The organism is Rathayibacter sp. VKM Ac-2760 (assembly GCF_009834185.1).
Lineage (GTDB): Bacteria > Actinomycetota > Actinomycetes > Actinomycetales > Microbacteriaceae > Rathayibacter.
This window is the reverse complement of the sequence record NZ_CP047173.1, coordinates 1666891-1693055: the sequence shown is the minus strand read 5'-3', so window position 1 is coordinate 1693055 and position 26165 is coordinate 1666891. Positions and strand designations below refer to the sequence as shown.

Below are 26165 nucleotides of genomic sequence, written 5' to 3'. Positions count from 1 at the left end.
TCTACTCCTCGTTCTCGGTGCGGGCCGGCGCGCCGGTGCCGGGCAGGTTGCTGTTGCGGTCGTACTCGGCGCCGAGCTGGCCGGTCTGGCCCGCGTCGCGCAGCGACTGGATGTAGTCGTCGTACTCGCCCTGCGAGACGACCTTGACGTTGAAGAGCATCGCGGAGTGGTACTCGCCGCAGAGCTCGGCGCACTTGCCGGCGTAGGTCCCCTCCTTGAGCGGCGTGACGTACATGTAGTTCGTCTTGCCGGGGATCATGTCCTTCTTGTAGAGGAAGTCGACGACCCAGAAGGAGTGGATGACGTCGCGGGCGTCGAGCTGGATCTTGATCTTCTGGTTCACCGGCAGGTACAGCGTCGGGACCTCGGACTCGACGAGCGAGCCGGCGGCGTCGCCGCTGTTCTCGTACTGGCCCTGGATGCCGGCGGAGTAGACGTCCTCGTCGACGTAGTTGAAGTCCCACGCCCACTGCTTGCCGTAGACCTGGATGGTCTCGTCCGGGTCGTCGTAGGCCTGCTCGATGGCGGCCTGGTCGCGCGCGGTGAAGGCGAAGAAGCCGATCACGAGGATCAGCGGCACGATCGTGTAGAAGATCTCGATCGGCATGTTGTAGCGCAGCTGCACCGGCAGGCCGGTCTGGCCCTTCCGGCGGCGGTACACGACGACCGCCCAGATCGTCAGGCCCCAGGTGATGACACCCACGGCGAGGAGGACGATCCAGGAGGTGACCCAGAGTCCGATGACCCGGTCGACGTGGTTCGTCGTGCCGGGCTCGGTGGGGAGCCAGCCCTGCAGCTGCTCCTGCGTGCAGCCTGCGAGGACGAGGGCGAGAGCTCCTGCGACGGGTACTGCGACCCATCGGCGGAGACGGCGATTGAAGCGCACCGGTGACCTTTCGGAAGACTGGGGACCAGTTCACACGAAACTGTATTAGACCGGCCCTAGCCTACCCGCCGTCGCGATCGCGGAGTGCACCGGCACCCGCTCTTGACCTCTCGCCGAAGTGGTGCTGCAACGACGAACGGCGCCCGGCCGCCCGCCGCAGCGGGGGTGTCGGGCGCCGTTCGAGGCGGTCGGCGCGGCGTGTCGCCGCGGGGATCAGTGGAAGCTGTCGCCGCAGGCGCAGCTGCCGCCGGCGTTCGGGTTGTCGATGGTGAAGCCCTGCTTCTGGATGGTGTCCTCGAAGTCGATCGAGGCACCGTCGAGGTAGGGGACGCTCATCTTGTCGACGACGAGGCCGACGCCCTCGAACTCGACCGCGGCGTCGCCGTCCAGCGTGCGCTCGTCGAAGTAGAGCTGGTAGATCAGGCCGGAGCAGCCGCCGGGCTGGACGGCGACGCGCAGGCGCAGGTCGTCGCGGCCCTCCTGCTCGAGGAGGCTCTTCACCTTGGCGGCGGCGACGGGGGTCATCGAGACGCCGTGCGCCGCGGTGGTCGTGCTGGCGGTCAGTGTCGTGTCGGACATGTCACTCCTCGGGGATGCAGGGCGTATCGGACGGCGTTCCTCCGACGATTCTACGGTGGCAACCCGGACGCGGGCCGGGCTATTCCGGATCCGGGCCGATCAGGCGCGGTGCCCGGCGGCCCGCAGCAGGAACAGCGCCTCCGTCTGCGCCGCGCGCTTGAAGACGCCGAGGTGCAGCGACTCGTTCGGGCTGTGCGCTCGCGAGTCGGGGTCCTCGACGCCGGTGACCAGGATCTGCGCCGCCGGGAACTCGCGGACGAGGTCCGCGATGAACGGGATGCTGCCGCCCGCGCTCGTCTCGAGTGCCGCCCGGCCCCAGGCGTCGGCCATCGCCTGCTTGACGAGGCTCACGGCCCAGCCGGAGGTGTCGACCAGGAACGGCTCCCCCGTGTCGACGTCGGCGATCTCGAGGTGCGCGCCGAACGGGGCGTTCGCGCGCAGGTGCCGCTCCAGGGCGGCGAAGCCCTCCGGCGCCTCCTGCCCGGGCGCGATGCGCGCGCTGATCTTGACCCGCACCGACGGGCTGAGGGTGTTGGAGGCGTCGACCACGCTGGGCGCGTCGATGCCGGTCACCGTGATCGACGGCTTCGACCAGATGCGGGAGAGGAACGGGCCGGAGCCGATCGGCGAGACCCCGTCGAGCAGTCCCGCGTCGCGGCGCAGATCCTCCTCCGTGGTCTCCGGAACGACGCCGTCGTGCTCGGTGAGACCGGCGACGGCGACCGAGCCGTCCTCGTTCCAGAGGGTGTCGAGTAGGCGGATCGTCGCGAGCATCGCGTCGGGGACCGCTCCGCCGAGCATGCCGGAGTGCGAGGCGTGGTCGAGGGTGCGCACGGTGAGGGTGAGCGTCACGTTGCCGCGCAGGCCCACGGTGAGCGACGGGGTGTCGACGTCCCAGTTGTCGCTGTCGGCGACGACGATCACGTCGGCCCGCAGCGCGTCGTGGTGCTCGCGGAGGAAGGTGGGGAACGAGCGGGAGCCGAACTCCTCCTCGCCCTCGATGAAGAGCACGAGGCCCAGGTCGTGGTCGTCGCCGGCGACCTCGCGCAGCGCGCGGACAGCGGCGAGGTGCGAGACGACGCCGGCCTTGTCGTCCGCGGCACCGCGGCCGTAGAGGCGGTCGCCGCGCACGGTCGGCTCGAACGGCGGCGTCTCCCAGGACTCCTCGGCGCCCTGCGGCTGCACGTCGTGGTGGGCGTAGAGCAGGACGGTGGGGGCGCCGTTCCGCGCGGCGCGCGTCGCGAGCACGGCGGGGTGGCCGAGCCGGTCCGTGTCGCCGATCGTGGAGCGGCGGATCGAGACCTCGTCGAAGGCGCCGGTCTCGCGGGCGAGCTCGGCGGTCGCCTCGGCGCTGGCGGCGACGCGGGTGGCGTCGAAGCCGTCCCAGGAGACGGAGGGGATCCGCACCAGGCGGCCCAGCTCGGCGAGGGAGCGGGGCAGGTCGTCGAGCACGGCCGCGAGGACCGCCTCCTCGGCGGCCGGAAGAGCGGAGGCGGGAGTCGGAGCGTCGGAAGCCATGGAGGTAATCTTAAGAGACCCTCGATTCCAAGGACGTTCCCCTGTGGCCAAGCACCCGATCGCACCCGACACTCCCGACGACGCCGACGTGACGGCGATCGGCAAGGGCCGGCCGACCCCGACGCGCCGCGAGCAGGAGCTCGCCCGCAAGCGTCCGCTGGTCGTCACCGACCGCAAGCAGGCCGCGCGCGACGCCCGGACGAAGACGGCGGAGCTGCGCGAGCAGGCCCGCGTCGGGATGGCCGCCGGCGACCAGCGCTACCTGCCGGTGCGCGACAAGGGGCCGCAGCGCAAGTACGTCCGAGACTACGTCGACGCGCGCTTCAGCTTCGGCGAGTTCCTCATCCCGGTGATGGTCGTCGTGCTGCTGATCAGCTTCTTCCCGCAGCCCGAGCTGGCCTCGCTCACGCTGATCATCCTGTGGGCGTTCTTCCTGCTCGCGGTCCTCGACTGCATCCTGCTCGGCCGCCGGCTGAAGAAGAAGCTCGCCGAGCGCTTCGGCGGCGCCGAGAAGGTCGAGAAGGGCATCCCGTGGTACGCCGCGATGCGTGCCCTGCAGCTGCGCGTGATGCGCCTGCCGAAGCCGCAGGTCAAGCGCGGAGCCTTCCCCGCCTGACCCTCGGCGGCCGGCCGGGCGCTACGCCGCGGCCGCGCGCAGTCGAGCGAGACCGCGGTTGATCTGCCGGCCCCAGAGCGGACCGCGGTAGACGAACGCCGAGTAGCCCTGCACCAGCGTGGCGCCGGCGTCGAGTCGCTCCTGCACGTCCTCGGCGGTGTCCACTCCCCCGACCGAGATGACGCAGAACTCCACGGGGACGACACCGCGGATGACCCGCAGCACCTCGAGTGCACGTGCCGCGAGCGGGGCGCCCGACAGGCCGCCGGCTCCTGCGCGCTCGACGACGGCGCGGTCGGTGCGCAGACCCTCACGGGAGAGAGTCGTGTTCGTCGCGATGATCCCGGCGAGGCCGAGGCGGACCGCGAGCTCCGCGACGCGGACGACCTCCTCGTCCGAGAGGTCCGGCGCGATCTTGACGAGCAGCGGCGTCGTGTCCGCCGCCTCGGCGACCGCGGCGAGCAGCGGCTCGAGCTTGTCGATCTCCTGCAGGCCGCGCAGGCCCGGGGTGTTCGGCGAGCTGACGTTGACGACCAGGTAATCGGCGAGCGGTGCGAGCATCCGAGCGCTGACCAGGTAGTCCTCGACGGCGTCGTCGACGTCGACCACCCGGCTCTTGCCGATGTTGACGCCGATGACGGGGCGACCTCGGGCAGTGCGCAGCCGGGCGAGGCGACCGGCGGCCGCGCGGGCGCCGTGGTTGTTGAAGCCCATCCGGTTGATCAGTGCGCGGTCCGCGATCAGGCGGAAGAGCCGCGGGCGCTCGTTGCCGGGCTGGGCGCGAGCGGTCAGGGTGCCGACCTCGACGTGGCCGAAGCCGAGCGCGCCGAGGCCGAGCACGGCCGTCGCGTCCTTGTCGAAGCCGGCGGCCACGCCGAACGGCGTGCGGAAGCGCAGTCCGAGCGCCTCGACCGAGAGATCGGTACGCGGGACCGTGAATCGGCGGACGAGCGGGGCGACGGGCCCGAGAGCCTTGATGACGGGGAAGGCGAGGTGGTGCGCGCGCTCCGGGTCGAGACGGCTCAGCACGGCGGAGAACAGCAGCGGGTACACGGCGGCGCTCAGAGCTCGTCGGCGGTGTGCAGGGCGGCGGGGCGCTCGGCGCGCAGGAGCGCGATGGCCGACTCGAAGTCGTCGAGCGAGTCGAACGCCTGGTACACGCTCGCGAAGCGGAGGTAGGCGACCTCGTCCAGCTCGCGCAGCGGCGGGAGGATCGCGAGGCCGATGTCGTTCGCGTCGATCTGCGAGGCGCCGGTCGAGCGGAGGTTCTCCTCCACTCGCTGCGCGAGCACGGCGAGATCGGTGTCGGTGACCGGGCGGCCCTGGCAGGCCTTGCGCACGCCGCTGACGATCTTCTCGCGGCTGAACGGCTCGACCACGCCGCTGCGCTTGATCACGACGAGGCTCGCGGTCTCGGTGGTGGAGAAGCGCCGGCCGCAGGACGGGCACTGGCGGCGGCGGCGGATGGAGAGGCCGTCGTCGCTGGTGCGCGAGTCGATCACGCGGGAGTCGGGGTGCCGGCAGAAGGGGCAGAACATCGGGTGCCTCTCGAGGTCAGGCGAAGCGGGCGTCGACGGCGTCGCCGTGCGCGGGGAGCGCCTCGGCGTCGCTCAGGGCGCGGATGTGCGGGGCGACGCGCTGCAGCGCGGCGCGGTCGTAGGAGACGAGCTGCTGCGGCCGCAGGAAGGTGTGCGCGCCGAGCCCGGAGGAGAAGCGCGCCTGCCCGAGGGTCGGCAGCACGTGGTTCGAGCCGGCCAGGTAGTCGCCGAGGCTGACCGGGGTGGTCGGGCCGAGGAAGACGGCGCCGGCGTCGTGGATCCGCTCGGCGGTCGCCACGGGGTCGACGGTGTGCAGCTCGAGGTGCTCGGGGCCGTAGGCGTCGCTGAAGGCGCAGGCGATCTCGAGGTCGTCGACGATCACGAGGGCCGACTGCGGGCCGGCCAGCGCGATCGCCACCCGCTCGGCGTGGTGCGTTCGCGGGGCCTGCTCGGCGATCTGGCGGCCGACGGCCTCGGCGAGGGCCGGGTCGTCGGTGACGAGCACGGCGGAGGCGGCCTCGTCGTGCTCCGCCTGGCTGACCAGGTCGGCGGCGATCAGTCGCGGGTCGGCGCTGGAGTCGGCGATGACGAGGATCTCGGTGGGGCCGGCCTCGGAGTCGATGCCGACCTGGCCGAGTACCTGGCGCTTCGCCGTGGTGACCCAGATGTTGCCCGGGCCGGTGACGATGCTGACCGGATCCAGCCCGATCGAGTCGACGCCGTAGGCGAGGGCGGCGACGGCTCCCGCGCCGCCCATCGCGTAGACCTCGTCGATGCCGAGGAGGCCGGCGGCGGCGAGGATCGTCGGGTGCACGGAGCCGCCGAACGCCTTCTGCGGCGGCGAGACGATCGCGACGGACTCGACGCCCGCGGCCTGCGCGGGCACGGCGTTCATGATCACGCTCGAGGGGTAGACGGCCTTGCCGCCGGGCACGTAGAGGCCGGCGCGGCCGACGGGCTGCCAGCGCTGGGTGACGGTCGCGCCGTCGTCGAGCACGGTGGTGCGCTCCGGCGGGATCTGCGCGGCGCTCGCCCGGCGGACGCGGCGGATCGCCTCCTCGAGGGCCGCCCTGATCGCGGGGTCGAGGTCGCGGACGGCCGCTGCGATCTCCTCGGCAGGGACGCGCAGGTGCGGCGGGCGGACCCCGTCGAGGCGCTCGGCCTGCTCGAGGAGCGCGTCGGCGCCGCGGGCGCGGACGTCGGCGATCAGCTCGGCGACGACGGGGCCGACGTTCGCGGAGGTGCCCGGATTGCGCGGGACGAGGGCGAGGAGCTCGGCGGCGGACGGGCGCCGCCCCCGCAGATCGAGAGTCTGGATCATGGCCGCCCCAGCCTACCGGCCGCGCTCGCGCCGCTCCTTCGCGGGCGCCTCCTGCGCTGACGACGGCGGGTCTCGATACGCCGCTCCGCGGCTACTCGACCAGCATGCGATGCGCGCGGCCCGAGGCGAATCGGCGATCCGCGTCCCAGCGGATCGCCGCAGCCGAGCGCAGGACGCTCTGCACGACGCAGCCACCCGCACGAGCCGACCGCGGCGAGCCGGGCAGGGACCGGCTCGCACGACGGCTCAGTACAGGCAGTTGGGCCCGAGCAGGGACTTCAGCTCGCCGAACAGGTCCGGGGTGATCCGGACCGGGAACGGGACCTCGAAGACGCGGGCGGTGTCGCCCTTGATGAGCTTGAGGCGCACCTCGGTGCGGCCGGAGTGCCGGATGAGCACGTCGCTCAGCTGCGAGACCGTGTCGGTGGTCGCGCGCGACTCCGGCATCGAGACCGTCAGCGGCCCGGAGTCGCCGTCCTGGCTCATCTCCGGGGCGAAGAGGCTGAACGCGTGCAGGTTCATGCCGTCGTCGCGCATGCTGACGCGGCCGCGCACGACGACGATGGAGTCGTTCGTCAGCGCCGGGGCGAACTCCTGGTACGCCTTGCCCATGAACATGCAGGTGATCTCGCCGCCGAAGTCCTCGACCTGGATCATCCCGTACTGGTTGCCGGAGGCCTTCGCCATCCGGTGCTGCACGCTCGTGACCAGCCCCGCGACGACGACCGTCTCGCCGTCGCCGATCGACTCGGAGACGAGCAGGTCGGCGATCGTCGTGCTGTAGTGCTTGGCCAGCTCGGTCTCGAGCCCCGCGAGCGGGTGATCGGAGACGTAGAGGCCGAGCATGTCGCGCTCGAAGGCGAGCTTGTCCCGCTTGGCCCACTCCGGCCGGGTCGGCACCTGGATCGCGGCCTGCGGCTCGTCCCAGAGGCTGTCGAAGTCGAAGCCGACCTGGCCGTTCGCCTCGTTCCGCTTCTCGCCGACGGCGGCCTCGACCGCGTCCTCGTGCACCTCGACGAGGGCGCGCCGGGTCGAGCCGAGCGAGTCGAACGCGCCGGCCTTGATCAGCGACTCGATGGTCCGCTTGTTCGCGACCGGGAGCGGCACCTTGCGCAGGAAGTCGTGGAACGACTCGAAGCGCCCCTTCTCCTCCCGCGAGACGCGGATGCCCTCGACGACGTTGGTGCCGACGTTCCGCACCGCGCCGAGGCCGAAGCGGATGTCGGTCCCGACGGCGGTGAAGAAGCCGATCGACTCGTTCACGTCCGGCGGCAGCACCTTGATGCCCATCCGCCGGCACTCGTTGAGATAGGCGGCCATCTTGTCCTTGGAGTCGCCGACGCTCGTGAGCAGCGCGGCCATGTACTCCGCGGGGTAGTGCGCCTTGAGGTAGGCCGTCCAGTAGGAGATGACGCCGTAGGCCGCCGAGTGCGCCTTGTTGAACGCGTAGTCGGAGAACGGCAGCAGGATGTCCCAGAGGGTCTTCACCGCGGCCATCGAGTAGCCGTTGTCGGCCATGCCGCCGGAGAAGCCCTCGAACTGCTTGTCCAGCTCGGACTTCTTCTTCTTGCCCATCGCGCGGCGGAGCAGATCGGCCTGGGCCAGTGTGAAGCCCGCGAGCTTCTGCGCGATCGACATCACCTGCTCCTGGTAGACGATCAGTCCGTAGGTCCCGCCGAGGACCTCGGCGAGCGGCTCCTCGAGCTCCGGGTGGATCGGCGTGATCTCCTGCACGCCGTTCTTCCGCAGCGCGTAGTTGGTGTGCGAGTCGGCGCCCATCGGGCCCGGCCGGTAGAGCGCGAGGACCGCGGAGATGTCCTCGAAGTTGTCGGGCTTCATCAGCCGCAGCAGGCCGCGCATCGGCCCGCCGTCGAGCTGGAAGACGCCGAGGGTGTCGCCGCGGGCGAGCAGCTCGTAGGCGGCCGGGTCGTCGAGCTCCAGGTCCTCCAGCACGAGGTCCTCACCGCGGTTGGCCCGGATGTTGTCGAGCGCGTCGTCGATGATCGTGAGGTTCCGCAGCCCCAGGAAGTCCATCTTGATCAGACCGAGCGACTCGCAGGCGGGGTAGTCGAACTGCGTGACGATCTGGCCGTCCTGCTCGCGCTTCATGATCGGGATGATGTCCTTGAGCGGATCGCTCGACATGATCACGCCCGCGGCGTGCACGCCCCACTGGCGCTTGAGGTTCTCCAGGCCCAGCGCCGTGTCGAAGACGAGCTTCGCCTGCGGGTCCTCCGCGATGACGTTCCGGACGTCGAGCGCCTCCTTGTAGCGCGGGTGCTCGGGGTCGTTGATCCCCGTCAGCGGGATGTCCTTGCCCATGATCGCGGGCGGCATCGCCTTGGTGAGCTTCTCGCCCATCCCGAACGGGAAGCCGAGCACGCGCGATGCGTCCTTGAGCGCCTGCTTCGCCTTGATCGTGCCGTAGGTGACGATCTGCGCGACGCGCTCGTCGCCGTACTTGTCGGTCACGTAGCGGATGACCTCGCCGCGGCGCCGGTCGTCGAAGTCGACGTCGAAGTCGGGCATCGAGACGCGGTCCGGGTTGAGGAAGCGCTCGAAGATCAGGCCGTGGCGCAGCGGGTCGAGATCGGTGATCTTCATCGCGTAGGCGGCCATCGAGCCGGCTCCGGAGCCGCGACCCGGGCCGACCCGGATGCCGTTGCGCTTGGACCAGTTGATGAAGTCGGCGACGACGAGGAAGTAGCCCGGGAAGCCCATCTGCAGGATGACGCGGGTCTCGTAGTCGGCGCGGTCGCGCACCTCCTGCGAGACGCCGTCCGGATAGCGCTCGCGCAGTCCCGCCTCGACCTCCTTGACGAACCAGGTGTCCTCGGTCTCGCCCTCGGGCACCGGGAAGCGCGGCATGTAGTTCGCCGCGGTGTCGAACTGCACGTCGCAGCGCTCGGCGATCAGGAGCGTGTTGTCGCAGGCCTCGGGGTGGTCGCGGAAGACCTGGCGCATCTCGCGCGGGGACTTGAGGTAGAACTCGTCCGCGTCGAACTTGAAGCGCTTGGGGTCGTCGAGAGTGGTGCCGGACTGCACGCAGAGCAGCGCCGCGTGCGAGGTCGCGTCGTGGGCGTGGGTGTAGTGCAGGTCGTTCGTCGCCACCAGCGGCAGATCGAGGTCCTTCGCGAGTCGGATCACGTCGCCGATGACGCGCCGCTCGATCTCGAGACCGTGGTCCATGATCTCGGCGAAGTAGTTCTCCTTGCCGAAGATGTCGCGGTAGTGGGCGGCCGCCTGCCGCGCCTCCTTGTACTGGCCGAGGCGCAGGCGCGTCTGCACCTCGCCGCTCGGGCAGCCGGTGGTCGCGATGAGGCCCTCGGAGTGCTCGGCGAGGATCTCGCGGTCCATCCGCGGCTTGAAGTAGTAGCCCTCGATCGAGGCGCGCGAGGAGAGCCGGAACAGGTTGTGCATGCCGGTCGTGGTCGAGCTGAGCAGCGTCATGTGCGTGTACGCGCCGGAGCCGGACACGTCGTCGCCGCCGCCGTCGCCCCAGCGGATCCGCGTCTTGTCCGAGCGGTGGGTGCCCGGCGTGATGTACGCCTCGGTGCCGATGATCGGCTTGATCCCCGCCGCCGTCGCCGTGCGCCAGAAGTCGAAGGCGCCGAACACGTTCCCGTGGTCGGTCACGGCGATCGCCGGCATGCCCTCCTCCACCGCCGCGTCGATCAGCGGCTTGACCCGGGCGGCACCGTCGAGCATCGAGTACTCGCTGTGCACGTGCAGGTGGACGAAGGAATCGTTACTCGGCAAAGGATGCGCCTCCGACGGACTGCGGGCAGGGAGACCGAAAGTCTACCCGCGTCACTCCCCGCGGAGGACGTCCAGCGCGTGTCCGAGGTCGGCCGGGTAGCTCGCCTCGAACTGCACCCACTCCCCCGTGCCCGGGTGGGTGAAGGCCAGTCGGACGGCGTCGAGCCACTGCCGCGTGAGGCCGAGGCGCTTGGACAGCGTCGGGTCGGCGCCGTACATCGCATCGCCGACGCAGGGGTGCCGCTGGGCGGCCATGTGCACGCGGATCTGGTGGGTGCGGCCCGTCTCGAGCCGGATCTCGAGGAGCGAGGCGAACGGGAACGCCTCGATCGTCTCGTAGTGGGTGACCGAGGGCTTGCCGTCGGCGCGGATCGCGAACTTCCAGTCCGAGGAGGGGTGCCGCCCGAGCGGCGCGTCGATCGTCCCGGTGAGCGGATCGGGGTGCCCCTGCACGACGGCGTGGTAGATCTTCTCGACCTGGCGGTCGTGGAAGGCGCGCTTGAGGTGGGTGTACGCGCGCTCGGACTTGGCGACGACCATCAGGCCGCTCGTCCCGGCGTCGAGGCGGTGCACGATGCCGGCGCGCTCGGCCGCCCCGGAGGTCGCGACGGTGAAGCCGGCCGCGGCGAGGGCGCCCAGAACGGTGGGGCCCTCCCAGCCGACGGCCGGATGCGCCGCGACGCCGACGGGCTTGTCGATCACCACGATGTCGTCGTCGTCGTGGACGATCCCGAGATCCGGGACCGCGAGCGGCACGATGCGCGGCTCCTCGCGCGGACTCCACTCCACGCTCAGCCAGGCGCCCGCGGCGACGCGGTCGCTCTTGTCGAGCACGCGGCCGTCGGCGCTGACACCGCCGGCCTCGATCACCTCGGCGGCGAAGCTGCGCGAGAAGCCGAGGAGCTTGCCGACGGCCGCGTCGGCGCGCAGCCCGGCCAGCCCGTCCGGGACGGGGAGGGATCGGGACTGCACCATCAGGCGCCGCCGCGCGGTTCGGAGTCGACGGCGTCGGTGTCCGCGCCGTCCTCCGCGGCGGCCTGCTCGGCCTTCCGCGAGGTCCGCGTCCCGTCGAGGTTCACGCCCCGCAGGCTGAGGATCACGAAGAGGCCCATGGCCGTGCAGATCGCGATGTCGGCGACGTTGTAGATCGCCGGGAGCAGCCACGGTGTGAAGATGAAGTCGACCACGTGGCCGAGGCCGAACGACGGCTCTCGGAACAGCCGGTCGAACAGGTTCCCGAGCGTCCCGCCGAGCAGGAGGCCGAAGAACAGCGCCCAGGCCGTGGAGCGGATCCGCCGGGCGAACCAGATCACCGCCACCACCACGCACGCGGCGATGATCGAGAAGATCCAGGTGGAGCCGCTCGCGAGCGAGAACGCGGCTCCGGGGTTCTTCACGTAGTGGAAGATCAGCACGTCACCGAGGACGTGCACGTCCTCACCGAGCGTGAGCCCGGTGGTGACGAGGTGCTTCGCGGTCTGATCGATCGCGAACACCGCGAGCGCAACGAGGCCGAGGGTGACGAGCACCCTCGGCCTGACGTTCGCTGCGGTGGTGCTACGCCCCAAAGCCGGGGAACGAGGACGACTCGGCCGACACCGGCTGGGTGTCGAGGTCGCGGAGCTGGCCCTCGATGTAGCTCTTCAGCTTCTGGCGGTACTCGCGCTCGAAGGTGCGGAGCTCGTCGATGCGGTGCTCGACCGTCGCGCGCTCCTCCTCGAGCTTCGCGACCTGGGCACGCTGCTTGGCCTCGGCCTCGGCGACGATGCGCGCGGCGGTGGCACGGCCCTCGGCGACGAGCGCGTCGCGCTTCTCGGCGCCCTCGCGGACGTGCTCCTCGTGGAGACGGCGGGCGAGCTGCAGGAGTCCGCTGGAGCTCTCGGCCTCGTCGACCGGGGCCGACTGCGAGGCGGCGGGAGCGGCGACCGGGGCAGGAGCCGGGGTGGGCTCCGGCTCGGGCTCGGGCTCCGGCTCCGCAGCGGGCGCCTCGTCGACCACCGGCGCGGGGGCCGGGGTGCTCGCCACCGGGGCGTCCACGGGGCGGGAGTCGCCGCCCGAGGAGAGGCGCTGGCGCAGCTCCTCGTTCTCCTGGTTCAGGCGACGCAACTCCACGACGACCTCATCGAGGAAGTCGTCGACCTCGTCCTGGTCGTATCCCTCGCGGAACTTGGTCGGCTGGAACCGCTTATTGACAACATCTTCGGGAGTGAGCGCCATGGCTTTCCACCTTCGATTTCAAGTAGGTACACGTTCAACAACGTTCGACTGCCGCCGGCACTGCTTCGCCGGCAACGACTAACGCTAGCAACTGCGAGCGCGGGGCGCAGTGCGCGCACCGCGGGGAACGTTCAGGTCGCCGCCCACGATACAGGGGCGGCCGGGACTCGGCGGACACCCGAGCGGCCGACGGGACTCAGACCCGCTGGAGCCACTGGGCGATGTACATGCCCACGATCACGCAGAGCATGGTCAGGCTCCAGCCGAAGTCGAGGGCGATCGGGCCGATCGACACCGGCTTGATGACACGGCGGAAGAACGAGATCGGCGGGTCCGTGACCGTGTAGACGGTCTCGGCCGCGACGAGCCCGGCACCGCGGGGGCGCCACTCCCGCCGGATCACGCGGACGAGATCGAGGACGAACCTCGCCCACATGGCGAAGAAGTACAGGAGCAGAGCGAAGTAGAGGACGCTCCCGAGAAGCGAGATGACGGAGCTCACCGAACGACAGGGCTCCCGGGATCAGGACTTCGCGAAGAACGACGCGTCGGCGTCGCTCTCGGCGGAGGCAGAATCGCCGGCGACCGTGATGTGCGACGGCGAGAGCAGGAAGACCTTGCTCGTGACGCGCTCGATCCGGCCGTAGAGGCCCTGCGAGAGGCCGCTGGCGAAGTCGATCAGTCGGCGGGCGTCCGCATCGCTCATCTGCGAGAGGTTGATGATGACGGGGATGCCGTCGCGGAAGTTCTCCGCGATGACCTGCGCGTCGCGGTACTGCTTGGGGTGGACGGTGAGGATCTCGTTCATCTCAGCGTGTGCCGTCGCCTTCGGGGTCTGGGGGGTGGGCTTGCGGAGCGGGGTGACCGTCGCGCGGGGCTGCTGCTGCGGAGCCTGCTCGACCGGCGGGACCGGCTGCACGGGCGAGACCGGTGCGCGGTGCGCGGTGGCGGGGGCCGCCTCGACGGTCTCGGCGCGCTCGTACTCGACCTCTTCGTCGGCGAGTCCGAGGTACACCATCGTCTTCTTCAGCGGGTTGGCCATCAGTGTCCTCCGTGTTGTCGTCTCACCCACAGCTGGGTCACGACGAGGCTACGGGCGGGCGGGCCGATTGCCGGTGATTGCCGATCCGATTCGCAGGTGTGTCGCACCCTCGGCGATCGCCTCGGCGAAGTCGTGCGACATGCCGGCGGAGATCGCGGTCGCCGACGGTTCGATCGCGCGCACCCGGTCGGCGATCGTGCGCAGCCGGGCGAAGGCGGGGCGGGGCTCCTCGCCGAGCGGAGCGACGGCCATCACGCCGCGCAGGGCGAGCCCGGCGGCGCCTGCCAGCGCCTCCACGAGCGGCTCGACCTCGTCGGGAGCCGCTCCCCCGCGCGCGGGGTCGTCGGTGAGGTTGACCTGCAGGAAGACGTCGAGCGGCGACTCCCCGGGCTCCGGAGCGCCCGCGTCGAGCAGCGGCACGAGGGCGAGCCGGTCGACGGAGTGGATCGAGCTCGCGTAGCGCCTCACCTGGCGCGCCTTCTTGCTCTGCAGCTGGCCGATGAAGTGCCAGCGCGCCGCCGTGCCCGCGAGCTCGACGGACTTCTCCTGCGCCTCCTGGTGACGGTTCTCGCCGAAGTCGACGGCGCCGAGCTCGAGCAGGTCGCGCAGGAGGGAGACCGGGTGGTACTTCGTGACCACGATCGTGGTCAGCTCCGACGGGTCGCGGCCGGCCGAGCGCGCGGCATCGGCGACCTGCCCGGTCACCGACGCCCAGCGCTCGGCCAGCTCGCGATCCACCACGGCGACTACTTGAGGAAGTCGGGGATGTCGAGGTCGCTCTCGTCGTCGTCGAACGACGGGTCGGCGACCGGAGCCGGCGCGGCCACCGGAGTGCTCGACCAGATCGATCCGGCGGAGGGAGCGGGCGCCGGGGCGGGCGCAGGCTCGGCGCTCGACTCGGCGGGCAGGCTCTGCTGCGGACGCGGCTGCGCGACGGCCGCAGGGCCGGTCGCGCCGGGCTCCCCGCCGTCGAAGCCGGCCGCGATGACCGTGACGCGCACCTCGTCGCCGAGCGTGTCGTCGATGACGGCGCCGAAGATGATGTTCGCCTCCGGGTGCACCGCCTCCTGGACCAGGCGCGCCGCGTCGTTGATCTCGAAGATGCCGAGGTTGGACCCGCCCTGGATCGAGAGCAGCACGCCGTGCGCGCCGTCGATGCTGGCCTCGAGCAGCGGCGAGGCGACGGCCAGCTCGGCCGCCTTGATCGCCCTGTCGGCGCCCCGCGAGGAGCCGATGCCCATCAGCGCGGAGCCGGCGCCCTGCATGACCGACTTGACGTCGGCGAAGTCGAGGTTGATCAGACCCGGGGTGGTGATCAGGTCGGTGATGCCCTGGACACCGGCGAGGAGGACCTGGTCGGCGGTCGCGAACGCCTCGAGCATCGAGATGCCGCGGTCGCTGATCTCGAGCAGGCGGTCGTTGGGGACGACGATGAGGGTGTCGACCTCGTTCTTCAGGGTCGCGACACCCGCCTCGGCCTGGGTCTGGCGGCGGCGGCCCTCGAAGCCGAAGGGCTTGGTGACGACACCGATGGTGAGCGCGCCGATCGACTTCGCGATGCGCGCCACGACGGGCGCGCCGCCGGTTCCGGTGCCGCCGCCCTCGCCCGCGGTGACGAAGACCATGTCGGCGCCCGCGAGCACCTCCTCGATCTCCTCCGCGTGGTCCTCGGCGGCGCGGCGCCCGACCTCGGGGTCGGCGCCGGCGCCGAGTCCGCGGGTCAGCTCGCGGCCGACGTCGAGCTTGACGTCGGCGTCGCTGAGCAGGAGCGCCTGCGCGTCGGTGTTGATCGCGATGAACTCGACGCCGCGGAGGCCGAGCTCGATCATGCGGTTGACAGCGTTGACGCCGCCACCGCCGATGCCGACGACCTTGATCACGGCGAGGTAGTTCTGGTTTGAAGTCACGTGTCCGGCCTCCGGGCTGAACCTTAAACCTGTAGTTGAGGCTTAAAGTTATGCTGAGTATGCATTTGGGGTACGGGGTCGACGGTAGGCGGAGTGCGCGCCGCCCCGCGACAGACACGCCCGCAATCGGGAAAGAGCCCTGCGGATCCGTCCGCAGCGCCGCTCGATCGCGCCGGTTAGCTCACCGCCGGGCGACGACGGCCGCCTGGGGCGACGAGACGTCGTAGGAGGCGACGGTCGCGGGATCGGTGGCCGCCATCAGCTTGTCCAGCACGACCGCCTTGAGCGCGGAGTCCTCCGAGCCGCCCCAGAGGACGACCGAGCCGTTCGTCAGCGTCAGCGAGACGTCGTCACCGGTGGTGGCGGCGGCGGAGGCGACCTGCCCCTCGAGCGTGTCCGGCAGGGTGAGCAGCACCCGGGCCGTCGCGCGGAACGCGGCGCCCGAGGCCGAGCCCGTCGGGGTGCTGAGCAGCGGATAGCCCTCCTGCGCGGCGGGCGCCGTCTCGATCACCACGCCCGCAGGATCGACGAGGTCGAACTCGGCGCCGTCGGCGATCACGGCGACCGGCGTCCGCTCGACGACGCTGACCACGAGGGTGCTCGGCGGGCGCGTCTGCACGGAGTAGCTCCGCACCAGCGGGTAGCTGCCGAGCACGCGCCCGATCGCCGCGCGATCGACGAGGGTGAGCGGCACGCCGACCTGGTCGTCGAGGGAGTCCTGGATGGCCTGGGCGCTGACGCGCTGCGTCCCGGAGATCTCTATGGTCTTGACCGCCATCAGCGGCGAGTAGGCGGCGACCGCGACCACCAGCGCCAGGAGGGCGAGCGAGCCGGCGGTGACGAGCGCGATGGTGCGGCGGCGGCGCGCGCGCTTGGTGAAGCGGCGGACCTCGCCGCGCTCGAAGCGACGGCGCTCGCGCCCGGCCCGCGCGACGGAGCGGCGCTCGGCGCCGGGCAGTGCGACACGCGGGAGCCGGAGGCGCGGCTTCTCGGCGGGCGAGGGCGGGCTCTTAGCGGCCGGTGTCTTCAGGGGCGGTGTCTTCGCGGGCTGAGCCTTCGTGGGCTGAGCCTTCTCCGCCTGCGTCTTCTCCGCCTTCTCCGCCTGCGCCTTCTCCGCCCTCAGGCGCTCCGCCTGCTGCTTGCCCGCGATGCTCCGGGGCTCGGGCGTCACCCGCAGCGTCAGCGGGGTCGTGAGGGTGATCGGCTCGGTGGCGTGATCGCCGTCGCCCGCACGCTCCGGGCGGGCGACGGGTGGCCGGGCGCCGCTGGGGGGCCGCACGCCGTCCGGCCGCTTCATCGGGCGACCGGCGCGTCCTCGCTCGCCCCGAGCGACTCGAGCAGCTGCGGGATGATCCGGTAGACGTCGCCGCAGCCGAGGGTGATCACGAAGTCACCCTCGCGCGCGACCTCGGCGGTGCGCCGGGCGGCGTCCTGCCAGTCGGCGAGGAAGGACACGTGCGACGGGTCCCGGAACTTCTCGCTGACGAGGGCGCCGGTGACGCCGGGCTCCGGATCCTCGCGCGCACCGTAGACGTCGAGCACGATCGTCTCGTCCGCATACTGCTCCAGCGCCTCGGCGAACTCGCGGGCGAAGAGGCGGGTGCGGCTGTAGAGGTGCGGCTGGTGCACCGCGATGATCCGGCCGGTGCCGACGACGGTGCGCGCGGCGGACAGGGCGGCGGCGACCTCGGTCGGGTGGTGCGCGTAGTCGTCGTAGACGCTCACGCCGCGGACGGCGCCGTGCAGCTCGAAGCGGCGCTCCGTGCCGCCGAACTCGGAGATCGCCGCGAGGGCGGGCGCCGGCTCGAAGCCGAGGCCGACCAGCACGGCGAAGGCGCCGGCCGCGTTGATCGCGTTGTGGCGGCCGGGGATGCGCAGGCGGGTCGTGTAGCGGCGGCTCTCGTACTCGACGGTGAAGCCGACCGGGCCGACCAGCTCGAGGTCGACGACGCGGACGTCCGATCCCTCCGCCTCGCCGAAGGTGAGGACTCGCGGTCCGTCGATGCGGCGGGTGACGCTGACGGCACCCGCGTCGTCGGAGGAGATCACGACCAGCTCGCGCGCGCTTGAGGTGAAGGTGACGAACGCCTCCTCGAACGCCTCGAGCGAGCCGTAGTGGTCGAGGTGATCGGGGTCGACGTTGGTGACGAGCGAGACCGCGGTGTCGTAGAGCAGGAAGCTGCCGTCGGACTCGTCCGCCTCGACGACGAAGACCTCGCCCGAGCCCGCGGCGGAGGAGGTGCCGAGCCCCTCGATGATGCCGCCGTTGACGAAGCTCGGGTCGGCGTCGAGGCCGAGCAGACCGGTGACGATCATGCCGGTCGAGGTGGTCTTGCCGTGAGCGCCGGCCACGGCGACCAGGCGCTTGCCTCGGACGAGCCAGGCGAGCGCCTGCGAGCGGTGCAGGACGGGCAGGCCGCGCTCCTTCGCCAGCAGGTACTCGGGGTTGTCCGGCCAGAGCGCGGAGGTGACGACGACGGCCTCGGCGTCGCCGAGGTTCGCGGCGTCGTGGCCGATGGCGACGGGGACGCCCAGCTCGCGGAGCTGCTCGATCGGGTGCGACTCGCGCACGTCCGACCCGGTCACCCGGTGGCCGGCGCGGTGGAACAGGCGCGCGATCCCGCTCATCCCCGACCCGCCGATGCCGATGAAGTGGACCGAGCCGAGCTCGTCGGGGACGGTGATGCCGAGGTCGGGCTTGATCACGGGGCTCTCGCTTTCGGGTGTTCGGCTCGGCGGGCGGGGTGCCGCAGGCCGGGCGAAGGGATCAGTTTAACCGCGCAGGGATCAGCGCGGACGGAGTCCGGACCCGATGAGGTCGACCAGCCGACCCGAGCCGTCGCGCACGCCGACGGACGCGGCGCGGCGCCCCATCTCGGCGAGCTGCGGAGCGTCCCGCAGGAGCGGCACCAGGTCGCTCGCGACCCAGGACGGCGTGAACGCCGCGTCCTCGACGAGGAGCGCGCCGCGAGCCTCGACGACGCCGCGGGCGTTGAAGCGCTGCTCGCCGTTGCCGACCGGGTAGGGCACGTAGACCGCGGGCAGGCCCAGAGCGCTGAGCTCGCTCACCGTGGCGGCTCCCGCGCGGGAGACGGCGACGTCGGCGGCGGCGAGGGCGAGGTCCATCCGGTCGCAGTAGGCCAGCAGGTGGTAGCCGGGGACGCCGGGGTCGGTGATCTCGGCGCGGTCGCCGGTGATGTGCAGGACCTGGAACCCGGTCGCGACCAGAGCGGAGGCACTCGCGTGCACGGTCGCGTTGATCCGCCGGGCGCCGAGCGAGCCGCCGGTGACGAGCAGGGTCCGGCGCGCGGGATCGAGACCGAAGGCGGCCATCGCCTCGTCGCGCGCGGCCGCGCGGTCCAGCTGCGCGATCTCGCGGCGCAGCGGCATGCCGACGACCTGCGCGTTCCGCAGCGGCGTGCCCTCGAAGGCGACGCCGACGAAGGGGGTGAAGCGGGCGCCGAGCCGGTTGGCGAGGCCCGGCCGGGCGTTGGCCTCGTGCACCACGAAGGGGATCCCGGCGCGCCGGGCGGCGAGATAGGCGGGCGCGGCCGCGTAGCCGCCGAAGCCGACGACCGCGTCGATCCGGCGCTCGCGAAGAGTGCGGACGATGCCGTCGATCGTCGCGCGGAAGGCGGAGGGGAAGCGCAGCGCGGCACCGTTCGGCCGCCGCGGGAAGGGCAGGCGCGGGATCACCGACAGCTCGTAGCCGCGCAGGGGGACGAGTCGGGCCTCGAGTCCCTCGGCGGTTCCGAGGACCAGGACCTCGTCCTCCGGGTGGCGCGCCCGGATCTCGTCGGCCGTGGCGAGCAGCGGATTGACGTGGCCGGCGGTCCCGCCGCCGGCGAGCAGGAAGCGGGTCATCGGGCGGCGGCCTTCCGGGCGGCGCGGGCGGCGGCGCCGTCGCTCGGGGAGGTCTGGTGGCGCGCGAAGGAGAGCACGACGCCGATGGCGAGGAGCGAGCTGAGCAGGGCGGTGCCTCCGGACGAGATGAGCGGCAGCGGAACGCCGAGCACCGGGAGCACCCCGAGCACCACCCCGATGTTGACGAACGCCTGCCCGATCAGCCAGACCATGACGGCGCCGGTCGTGATGCGCACGAAGGGATCGGTGGAGGCGTGGATGATGCGGAAGAAGGCGATCGCGAGCACCACGAACAGCGCGAGCACGACGATCGCTCCGATCAGGCCGAGCTCCTCGCCGATGATCGCGAAGATGTAGTCGTTGTCCGCCGCCGGCAGCCAGGACCACTTGGCCTTGGAGTTGCCGAGGCCGACGCCGAAGATGCCGCCGGAGGCCATCGCCCAGGTGCCGTGCACGGGCTGCCAGCAGGAGGTCTCGTACTGCTCCGAGCCCGAGCAGTCGCCGAGGAAGGACATGATCCGGGTCAGCCGGTTCTCGCTGGAGACCGCGAAGAGCACCGCGCCGACGGCGCCGACGAGCACGATCGGGATCAGCACCTTCATCTGCACGTTCGCGTAGAACAGCGCGGCCAGCACGATGCCCGCCAGGATCAGCACGGTCCCGAGGTCACCGCCACCGAGGACGAGGCCGATCGAGCCGCCCGCGACGATGAGGACGGGCATCAGCGCGTCCTTCCAGTCCTTCGGCCCCCGGTAGCGGCGGGCGAGCAGCAGGCCGAGCCAGAGCGCGAGCGCGAGCTTGATGATCTCGGACGGCTGCATCGTGAAGCCGCCGATCCGGAGCCAGTTGCGGTTGCCGCCGACCTCCCAGCCGAGCGGGGAGAACAGCACGAGCAGCTGCAGGACGCAGCCGGCCCCGAGCAGGAGCGGCGTGGCCTTCTTCCAGAGCCGGATCGGCACGCGGGACACCACGAGCATCAGCGGCACGCCGAGCAGCGCGAAGCCGCCCTGGCGGAAGAAGCCGCCGAAGGAGTCGTCGCTCGACACGTAGGAGGTGACCGACGAGGAGGAGAGCACCATCGTGAGCCCGAAGAGTACGAGGAAGAGCGTGGTGCCGAAGAGCAGGAAGAAGTTCGGCGATCCGGAGGCGAGGACCCGCGCGAGCACGATGCGCGCCGTGCGGACTCCACCGCGGCGCTGCCCGCCCGCAGCCGCGTCGGTGTCCGGCCGCGGGTCAGCGCCCGAGCGGCCCGGGGTGCGGCTCGTCGTCGGAGCGGTCATCGGCTCCCCCTCCCAGATACGTCGCCACGGCGGCCGCGAAGAAGCGGCCCCGCTCCGCGTAGTCGCGGAACTGGTCCATCGACGCCGCGGCAGGTGCGAGCAGGACGACGTCGCCCGTTTGGGCGAGCACCGCGGCGGCCTCCACGGCCGCCTGCATCACCGCCCCAGTGTCATCCGGGACCACCTCGGTCACGGGGAGGGCGGGCGCGTGTCGCCGGAATGCCTCGAGGACGTCGGCGCGGTCCACTCCGATGACCACGGCGCCGCGCAGGCGGGCGACGTGGGCGGCGACGAGGGAGTCGATGTCGACGCCCTTGAGCAGCCCGCCGACGAGCCAGACGACCGACGGGTAGGCGCGCAGCGAGGCGTCGGCGGCGTGCGGGTTGGTGGCCTTGGAGTCGTCGACCCAGACCACTCCGGAGCGCTCGGCGACCACCTGGATGCGGTGCGCGTCGAGCTCGAAGACCGCGAGGGCGCGGCGGACGGCGCCGGGCTCGATCCCGCAGGCGCGGGAGAGGGCGGCGGCCGCCAGCACGTTCTGCACGATGTGCGGGGCGGCGAGTCCGCGGGCGGCGAGCTCGTCGACCGTCGCGATCTCGATCGCGCTCGTGGCGCGGTCCTCGAGGAAGGCGCGGTCGCAGAGGATGCCGTCGACGATCCCGAAATCGCTCGGCCCGGGCACGCCGAGGCCGAAGCCGATGGCGCGCGCGCCCTCGACCACCTCGGCCTCGACGACCATCTGCTCGGTCACGGCGTCGGCGCGGTTGTAGACGCAGGCGATGCGGGTGTTCGCGTAGACCTTCGCCTTCGCGTCGCGGTAGGCCTCGGCGGTGCCGTGCCAGTCGAGGTGGTCGTCGGCGAGGTTCAGGCAGGTGCTCGCGAGCGGCTCGATCCGGCCGAGGTAGTGCAGCTGGTAGCTGGAGAGCTCGACGACCAGGACGTCGAAGCCCTGCGGGTCGCGGACGGCATCGAGCACGGGCACGCCGATGTTGCCGCAGGGCGCGGCGCGCAGCCCGCCGGCGACGAGCATCGTCGCGGTCAGCTGCACGGTGGTGGTCTTGCCGTTCGTGCCGGTGACGAGCACCCAGTCGGCCGGCGTCCCGTCGGCACGGACGACCTTGTCGCGCACGCGCCAGGCGAGCTCGACGTCGCCCCAGAGCGCGATGCCCGACTCCTGCGCCCACTCGACGATCGGATGCGTCGGCCGGAAGCCCGGCGACACCACGACGAGCTCGGGCGCGAAGGCCTCGAGCTCCTCGGGGACCGAGTCGAGCCGCTCGGCGCGGTGCAGGCGCGCACCGATCACGTCGAGCAGCCGCTCGCGCTCCCCGTCGGCGCGATCGGCGAGGACGAGGACGTCCGCCCCCAGCTCGGTGAGGGTGTCGGCCACCGAGAACCCGGTGACCCCGAGCCCCAGCACGGCGACGCGGAGGCCGCGCCAGTCGGAGTGCCAGCTGGTCAGCGAGCCGGGGCGGGAGGACTGCGCGGACTCGGTCATGCCAGGGAGAGCCATTCGAGGTAGAAGAGCCCGACGCCGGCCGCGACGAAGATGCCGGCGATGATCCAGAAGCGGACCACCACCGTGATCTCCGCCCAGCCCTTGAGCTCGAAGTGATGATGGAGGGGGCTCATCAGGAAGATGCGCTTGCCCCGGGTGAGCTTGAAGTAGATCCGCTGCACGATGACCGAGCCGGTGACGATCACGAAGAGCCCGCCGATGAGGATCACGAGCAGCTCGGTCCGGGTCAGGATCGCGAGGGCCGCGAGCGCGCCGCCGAGGCCCAGCGAGCCCGTGTCGCCCATGAAGATCTGCGCGGGCGAGGTGTTCCACCAGAGGAAGCCGACGAGCGCTCCCGAGATCGCCGCGGCGATGATCGCGAGGTCGAACGGATCGCTCACCTGGTAGCACTTGTCCGCCACCTCGGGGTTGAGCTGCGCGTCGAAGCACCACTGGTTGGACTGCCAGAAGCCGATGATGACGTAGGAGCCGATCGCGAGGATCGAGGAGCCGGTCGCCAGGCCGTCCAGGCCGTCCGCCACGTTCACGCCGTTCGACGTGCTCGTGACGATCACGCAGATCCAGAGCACGAAGAGCCCGATGCCGATCCAGCCGAGCGTCGCGAAGTCGAACGGCAGATCGCGGATGAACGAGATCGAGGTGGAGGCCGGCGTCAGCCCGTTGGAGTCGCGGACCATGATCGCGATGACGGCGAAGGCCGCCGCGACGATGATCTGCCCGGCGATCTTCGCCCAGCCGCCGAGCCCGAGGCTGCGCTGGTTCCGGGTCTTCAGGAAGTCGTCGATGAAGCCGACGAAGCCGAGGCCGACCATCATGAACAGCACCAGCAGGGCCGAGGGCGCGAGCGCCCGGTTGCCGAAGAGCATGCCGAGGAAGTAGCCCGCCACCGTCGCGATGATGATGACGATGCCGCCCATCGTCGCCGTGCCGTGCTTCACGTGGTGCGACTTCGGCCCGTCCTCGCGGATGAACTGCCCCCACTGCAGCCGGTGGAACAGCCGGATGAACAGCGGCGTCAGCAGCAGGGTGAAGGCGCCGGAGAAGGCGCCGGCCAGAAGGAGTGCTCTCATCGGTGACGCTCTCCCAGTCGGTCGCCCAGGAATCGCAGCCCGGCGGAGTTGGACGACTTCACCAGGACGGTGTCGCCGCTCCTCAGATAGTCCTCGAGGACGTCGTAGGCCTCGTCGGCCGTCTCGACGAAGACGGACTCGCCGCTCCAGGAGCCCTCGCGCTCGGCCGCGACGTGGATCCGGCGCGCTCGGGCGCCGACCACGACGATCTGGGCGATGTTGAGCCGGACGGCGAGCAGGCCCACGCGGTCGTGCTCCTCATCGGCCCACTCCCCCAGCTCGCTCATCTCGCCGAGGACGGCGACGGTGCGCCCGCCGGGCCGGTTGATCTGCGCGAGGGTGCGCAGCGCGGCGGCCGTGGAGTCGGGGCTGGCGTTGTAGGCGTCGTTGACGACGGTGACGTCGGCGCCGCCGAGGACCTGCATGCGCCAGCGCTCCGCGAGCGTGACGGTGCCCAGGGCCTCGACGATCGCGTCGAGCGGGACGCCGACGGAGAGCGCAGCGGCGGTCGCGGCCAGCGCGTTCATCACGTGGTGCTCGCCGAGGACGCGGAGGAAGAGCTCGGCGCGGGCGGCCTCACGGCCCTCCCCGGCGCTGATCTCGATCGTGAAGCGCGTGCCCTCGGCCGTCGGCTCGATGTCCACGGCGCGGACGTCGGCCTGCTCGCCGTGGCCGAACCACAGCACCCGGGCGGCGGTCTTCGCCTGCATCGAGGCGACCCGGCCGTCGTCGGCGTTCAGCACCGCGACGTCGTCCGCCGTCAGGTCCGCGACCATCTCGGTCTTCGCCTCGAGCGTGCGCTCGATGCCGCCGAACTCGCCGGCGTGGGCGAGGCCCACCGCGAGGACGATCCCGACGTCGGGCTTCGCCATCCGGACGAGGCGGCGGATCTCGCCGACGGCACTCGCGCCCATCTCGGCCACGAGGTACCGCGTCGACGGCGAGACCTTCAGCATGGTGATCGGCGCGCCGACCTCGTTGTTGAACGAGCCCTGCGGCGCGACGGTCTCGCCGTGGCGCTCGAGGATCGTGCGGAGGAGGTTCTTGGTGGTCGTCTTGCCGTTGGACCCGGTCACCGCGAGGACGGTGAGGTTCCCGAGCGCGCGCACGCGCCGGACGACCTCGGTCGCGAGCGCGCCGAGCGCCTCGACCGAGTCGTCGACGAGCACCTGCGGCACGTCGAGGTCGAGCGGGCGCTCGACGATCAGCAGGGCGGCGCCGCGCTCGACGGCGACGGGCGCGAAGAGGTGGCCGTCGGTGTGCTCGCCGCGCTTGGCGACGAAGATCCCGCCGGGCGCGATCTCGCGGGAGTCGGTCTCGGTCGCGCCGTCGACGACGGTGCTCGCGTTCGCGGAGGAGCCGGCGAGGTGCAGCCGGCCGGAGACGGCCGCGGCGATCTCGGTGAGGGTCAGGGCGATCATCTAGAGCCAGCCCGCCTCGCGCAGGGCCTGCCGGACGTCGTCTCTGGCCGAATACGGCATGTGCACTCCTGCAATCTCCTGATAGTCCTCGTGGCCGGGTCCGGCGTAGAGGATCGCATCGCCCTCGACCGCGAGGGCGACGGCCGCCCGCACGGCGGCCCGCGGATCGGGGATCTCGTGGATCTCCCGATCGGGCGCGGCCTCGGTCGCCGCGCGGAGGAGCACGGCGCGGATGGCCGCCGGATCCTCCCAGCGCGGGTGGAAGTCGGTCACGACGACGACGTCGGACAGGAGCGCGGCGATGGCCCCCATGTCCGCGCGCTTGGTCGGGTCGCGGTCGCCGTCGGCGCCGAACACCATGATCAGCCGGCCGGGCGTCAGCGCCCGCAGCGCCTCGAGCGCGTTCTTGAAGGCGTCCGGGGTGTGGCCGTAGTCGACGTAGACCCGGGGGCCGCGATCGCCGGAGACGCGCTCGGCGCGCCCCGGGATGTAGACGTCGAGCCGGCTCTCCTCGAGCGCGTGCGCGATCGCCTCGAGGTCGAAGCCCGATTCGACGAGCATGACGATCGCCAGCGCCGCGTTCGCCGCCATGTACCAGCCGATCAGCGGGATGGTCACGGTGACGGAGCGGTTCTCCGGCCCGTCGAGGCGGAAGGTCGTGCCGTCCGCGGTGCCCTCGACGACGGTCATCGTCCAGTCGGCGGGCGTCGTGGGCGCCACGCCGACGACGGGCGAGCTGGCGAGCGTCGTCACGGGGATGCGGCTGCGCTCGACGAGCTCGCGGCCCCAGCTGCTGTCGACCGTGACGACACCGCGGCGTGCGCGATCGGGGGCGAACAGCTCGGCCTTCGCCTCGAAGTAGTGCTCCATGTCGCTGTAGTCGTCGAGGTGGTCGTGCGTGAGGTTCGTGAAGCCGACGACGTCGAAGACGAGGCCGTCGATCCGGTGGCGGGTGAGGGCCTGGGCGGACACCTCGATCGAGACTGCGCGCACGGCGGCCTCGCGCATCCGGGCCAGCAGCGCGTGCAGCTCGCTCGCCTCGGGGGTGGTCAGCGCACTGACGACCGCGATGTCGCCGATCCGGCGCTCGGCGGTGGAGCTCAGCCCGGAGACCACGCCGAGGCGGCGCAGCAGCGCGTCGAGCAGGTAGACCACGCTCGTCTTGCCGTTGGTCCCGGTGACACCGAAGAGGGTCGGCGCGTCCTCACGGGTGCGGTGGATCCAGGCGGCGACGTCGCCGAGCGCCGCCCGCGGGTCGGGGGTGATCAGCACGGGGAGCCCGCTCGTGGCGGCCAGCTCGGCGCCCTCGGCGTCGGTCAGCACCGCGACCGCTCCGGACTCGGCGGCACTCGCGGCGAAGGCCGCGCCGTGCGATCGCCGGCCGGTGACGCCCACGTAGAGGTCGCCGGGCTCGACGCAGCGGGAGTCGAGGGTGACCCCGCTGACCTCGACGCCCTCGATGCCGCGGACCGGCCCGAGCGAGAACTCGGCGACGAGCTGCCCGAGCGCCCGGGGCACCGGGTGCTCAGGTCGGAGGGAGGACTGCGGGCGAGTGTCGTGCAATGCCCGCCCTCTCTCTCCTGCTGGTGCTGTCTCTCGTGCTGGTGCTGTCTGTCGTGCCGGTGCTG

At 71.7% G+C, this 26165-nt stretch carries 23 protein-coding genes; 1 reads left to right on the top strand and 22 read right to left on the bottom strand.

Features of this window, described 5'->3' with window-relative positions; all coding sequences use genetic code 11:
• Window position 1: 1 nt before the first annotated feature.
• The 3 genes from coxB to GSU72_RS07610 form a co-directional block, all read right to left on the bottom strand.
• Window positions 2-886: a cytochrome c oxidase subunit II gene (gene coxB, locus GSU72_RS07620; protein WP_159984481.1), complete on the bottom strand. Its 885-nt coding sequence runs from the start codon at window positions 884-886 to the stop codon at window positions 2-4.
• 213 nt (window positions 887-1099) lie between these two features.
• Window positions 1100-1465 (bottom strand): iron-sulfur cluster insertion protein ErpA, encoded by a 366-nt coding sequence (gene erpA, locus GSU72_RS07615; protein ID WP_123446151.1) that lies wholly within the window; start codon window positions 1463-1465, stop codon window positions 1100-1102.
• A 99-nt stretch (window positions 1466-1564) separates the two neighbouring features.
• Window positions 1565-2983: a dipeptidase gene (locus GSU72_RS07610; protein WP_159984480.1), complete on the bottom strand. Its 1419-nt coding sequence runs from the start codon at window positions 2981-2983 to the stop codon at window positions 1565-1567.
• Between the two features lie 43 nt (window positions 2984-3026).
• Here GSU72_RS07610 and GSU72_RS07605 point away from each other — a divergent pair, with 43 nt between their 5' ends.
• A complete protein-coding gene (locus tag GSU72_RS07605; protein ID WP_244256038.1) occupies window positions 3027-3599 on the top strand; it encodes a DUF3043 domain-containing protein in 573 nt (190 codons plus the stop codon).
• A 21-nt stretch (window positions 3600-3620) separates the two neighbouring features.
• Here GSU72_RS07605 and GSU72_RS07600 read toward each other — a convergent pair whose 3' ends face one another.
• The 19 genes from GSU72_RS07600 to GSU72_RS07510 all read right to left on the bottom strand — a co-directional run bounded on the left by GSU72_RS07600 (window position 3621) and on the right by GSU72_RS07510 (window position 26100).
• Window positions 3621-4652 carry a quinone-dependent dihydroorotate dehydrogenase gene (locus tag GSU72_RS07600; RefSeq protein WP_159984478.1) on the bottom strand — a complete coding sequence of 344 codons (1032 nt, stop codon included), beginning with the start codon at window positions 4650-4652 and terminating at the stop codon, window positions 3621-3623.
• Window positions 4653-4660: 8 nt separating this feature from the next.
• Window positions 4661-5137, bottom strand: coding sequence for a transcriptional regulator NrdR (gene nrdR / locus GSU72_RS07595; protein ID WP_159984477.1), 477 nt, complete (start codon window positions 5135-5137; stop codon window positions 4661-4663).
• Window positions 5138-5153: 16 nt separating this feature from the next.
• Window positions 5154-6458: a histidinol dehydrogenase gene (hisD, locus tag GSU72_RS07590; protein WP_159984476.1), complete on the bottom strand. Its 1305-nt coding sequence runs from the start codon at window positions 6456-6458 to the stop codon at window positions 5154-5156.
• Between the two features lie 246 nt (window positions 6459-6704).
• Window positions 6705-10217 carry a DNA polymerase III subunit alpha gene (gene dnaE / locus GSU72_RS07585; protein WP_159984475.1) on the bottom strand — a complete coding sequence of 1171 codons (3513 nt, stop codon included), beginning with the start codon at window positions 10215-10217 and terminating at the stop codon, window positions 6705-6707.
• 51 nt (window positions 10218-10268) lie between these two features.
• Window positions 10269-11189, bottom strand: a complete 921-nt coding sequence (locus GSU72_RS07580) for an RluA family pseudouridine synthase (protein WP_159986723.1) — start codon at window positions 11187-11189, stop codon at window positions 10269-10271.
• A 2-nt stretch (window positions 11190-11191) separates the two neighbouring features.
• Window positions 11192-11746 carry a signal peptidase II gene (gene lspA / locus GSU72_RS07575; protein WP_159984474.1) on the bottom strand — a complete coding sequence of 185 codons (555 nt, stop codon included), beginning with the start codon at window positions 11744-11746 and terminating at the stop codon, window positions 11192-11194.
• A gap of 28 nt (window positions 11747-11774) precedes the next feature.
• Complete coding sequence (locus tag GSU72_RS07570; RefSeq protein ID WP_159984473.1) at window positions 11775-12434, bottom strand: DivIVA domain-containing protein; 660 nt, start codon at window positions 12432-12434, stop codon at window positions 11775-11777.
• 196 nt (window positions 12435-12630) lie between these two features.
• Window positions 12631-12936: a YggT family protein gene (locus GSU72_RS07565; RefSeq protein ID WP_279631733.1), complete on the bottom strand. Its 306-nt coding sequence runs from the start codon at window positions 12934-12936 to the stop codon at window positions 12631-12633.
• A 21-nt stretch (window positions 12937-12957) separates the two neighbouring features.
• Window positions 12958-13476: a cell division protein SepF gene (sepF, locus tag GSU72_RS07560; protein ID WP_159984472.1), complete on the bottom strand. Its 519-nt coding sequence runs from the start codon at window positions 13474-13476 to the stop codon at window positions 12958-12960.
• Window positions 13477-13524: 48 nt separating this feature from the next.
• Window positions 13525-14217 (bottom strand): YggS family pyridoxal phosphate-dependent enzyme, encoded by a 693-nt coding sequence (locus tag GSU72_RS07555; protein WP_244256037.1) that lies wholly within the window; start codon window positions 14215-14217, stop codon window positions 13525-13527.
• 5 nt (window positions 14218-14222) lie between these two features.
• Window positions 14223-15383: a cell division protein FtsZ gene (gene ftsZ, locus GSU72_RS07550; RefSeq protein ID WP_159984471.1), complete on the bottom strand. Its 1161-nt coding sequence runs from the start codon at window positions 15381-15383 to the stop codon at window positions 14223-14225.
• Window positions 15384-15564: 181 nt separating this feature from the next.
• Window positions 15565-16680: an FtsQ-type POTRA domain-containing protein gene (locus tag GSU72_RS07545; protein WP_159984470.1), complete on the bottom strand. Its 1116-nt coding sequence runs from the start codon at window positions 16678-16680 to the stop codon at window positions 15565-15567.
• On the bottom strand, window positions 16677-18089 hold the full coding sequence (murC, locus tag GSU72_RS07540; protein ID WP_159984469.1) for a UDP-N-acetylmuramate--L-alanine ligase: 1413 nt from the start codon (window positions 18087-18089) through the stop codon (window positions 16677-16679). Before murC ends, GSU72_RS07545 begins: the two co-directional genes overlap by 4 nt.
• A gap of 81 nt (window positions 18090-18170) precedes the next feature.
• The gene (locus GSU72_RS07535) at window positions 18171-19247 is read right to left on the bottom strand and encodes a UDP-N-acetylglucosamine--N-acetylmuramyl-(pentapeptide) pyrophosphoryl-undecaprenol N-acetylglucosamine transferase (RefSeq protein WP_159984468.1); all 1077 of its coding nucleotides are present in this window, start codon (window positions 19245-19247) and stop codon (window positions 18171-18173) included.
• On the bottom strand, window positions 19244-20527 hold the full coding sequence (ftsW, locus tag GSU72_RS07530) for a putative lipid II flippase FtsW (RefSeq protein WP_159984467.1): 1284 nt from the start codon (window positions 20525-20527) through the stop codon (window positions 19244-19246). The genes GSU72_RS07535 and ftsW overlap by 4 nt, the downstream gene beginning before the upstream one ends.
• Window positions 20481-22025 (bottom strand): UDP-N-acetylmuramoyl-L-alanine--D-glutamate ligase, encoded by a 1545-nt coding sequence (murD, locus tag GSU72_RS07525; RefSeq protein ID WP_159984466.1) that lies wholly within the window; start codon window positions 22023-22025, stop codon window positions 20481-20483. Before murD ends, ftsW begins: the two co-directional genes overlap by 47 nt.
• Entirely contained in the window at window positions 22022-23116 is a 1095-nt protein-coding gene (gene mraY / locus GSU72_RS07520; protein WP_159984465.1) for a phospho-N-acetylmuramoyl-pentapeptide-transferase, read from the bottom strand. The genes murD and mraY overlap by 4 nt, the downstream gene beginning before the upstream one ends.
• Complete coding sequence (gene murF, locus GSU72_RS07515; RefSeq protein ID WP_159984464.1) at window positions 23113-24537, bottom strand: UDP-N-acetylmuramoyl-tripeptide--D-alanyl-D-alanine ligase; 1425 nt, start codon at window positions 24535-24537, stop codon at window positions 23113-23115. The genes mraY and murF overlap by 4 nt, the downstream gene beginning before the upstream one ends.
• Window positions 24538-26100, bottom strand: coding sequence for a UDP-N-acetylmuramoyl-L-alanyl-D-glutamate--2,6-diaminopimelate ligase (locus GSU72_RS07510; RefSeq protein ID WP_159984463.1), 1563 nt, complete (start codon window positions 26098-26100; stop codon window positions 24538-24540).
• Between the last annotated feature and the right edge of the window lie 65 nt (window positions 26101-26165).

Bases quoted from the DNA above. Each gene is read 5' to 3' on its own strand.
- erpA (WP_123446151.1), bottom strand. From the start codon at position 1,465: ATGTCCGACACGACACTGACCGCCAGCACGACCACCGCGGCGCACGGC.
- GSU72_RS07570 (WP_159984473.1), bottom strand. From the start codon at position 12,434: ATGGCGCTCACTCCCGAAGATGTTGTCAATAAGCGGTTCCAGCCGACC.
- GSU72_RS07610 (WP_159984480.1), bottom strand. From the start codon at position 2,983: ATGGCTTCCGACGCTCCGACTCCCGCCTCCGCTCTTCCGGCCGCCGAG.
- ftsW (WP_159984467.1), bottom strand. From the start codon at position 20,527: ATGACCGCTCCGACGACGAGCCGCACCCCGGGCCGCTCGGGCGCTGAC.
- sepF (WP_159984472.1), bottom strand. From the start codon at position 13,476: ATGGCCAACCCGCTGAAGAAGACGATGGTGTACCTCGGACTCGCCGAC.
- mraY (WP_159984465.1), bottom strand. From the start codon at position 23,116: ATGAGAGCACTCCTTCTGGCCGGCGCCTTCTCCGGCGCCTTCACCCTG.
- GSU72_RS07545 (WP_159984470.1), bottom strand. From the start codon at position 16,680: ATGAAGCGGCCGGACGGCGTGCGGCCCCCCAGCGGCGCCCGGCCACCC.
- nrdR (WP_159984477.1), bottom strand. From the start codon at position 5,137: ATGTTCTGCCCCTTCTGCCGGCACCCCGACTCCCGCGTGATCGACTCG.
- hisD (WP_159984476.1), bottom strand. From the start codon at position 6,458: ATGATCCAGACTCTCGATCTGCGGGGGCGGCGCCCGTCCGCCGCCGAG.
- murF (WP_159984464.1), bottom strand. From the start codon at position 24,537: ATGATCGCCCTGACCCTCACCGAGATCGCCGCGGCCGTCTCCGGCCGG.
- murD (WP_159984466.1), bottom strand. From the start codon at position 22,025: ATGACCGAGTCCGCGCAGTCCTCCCGCCCCGGCTCGCTGACCAGCTGG.
- GSU72_RS07535 (WP_159984468.1), bottom strand. From the start codon at position 19,247: ATGACCCGCTTCCTGCTCGCCGGCGGCGGGACCGCCGGCCACGTCAAT.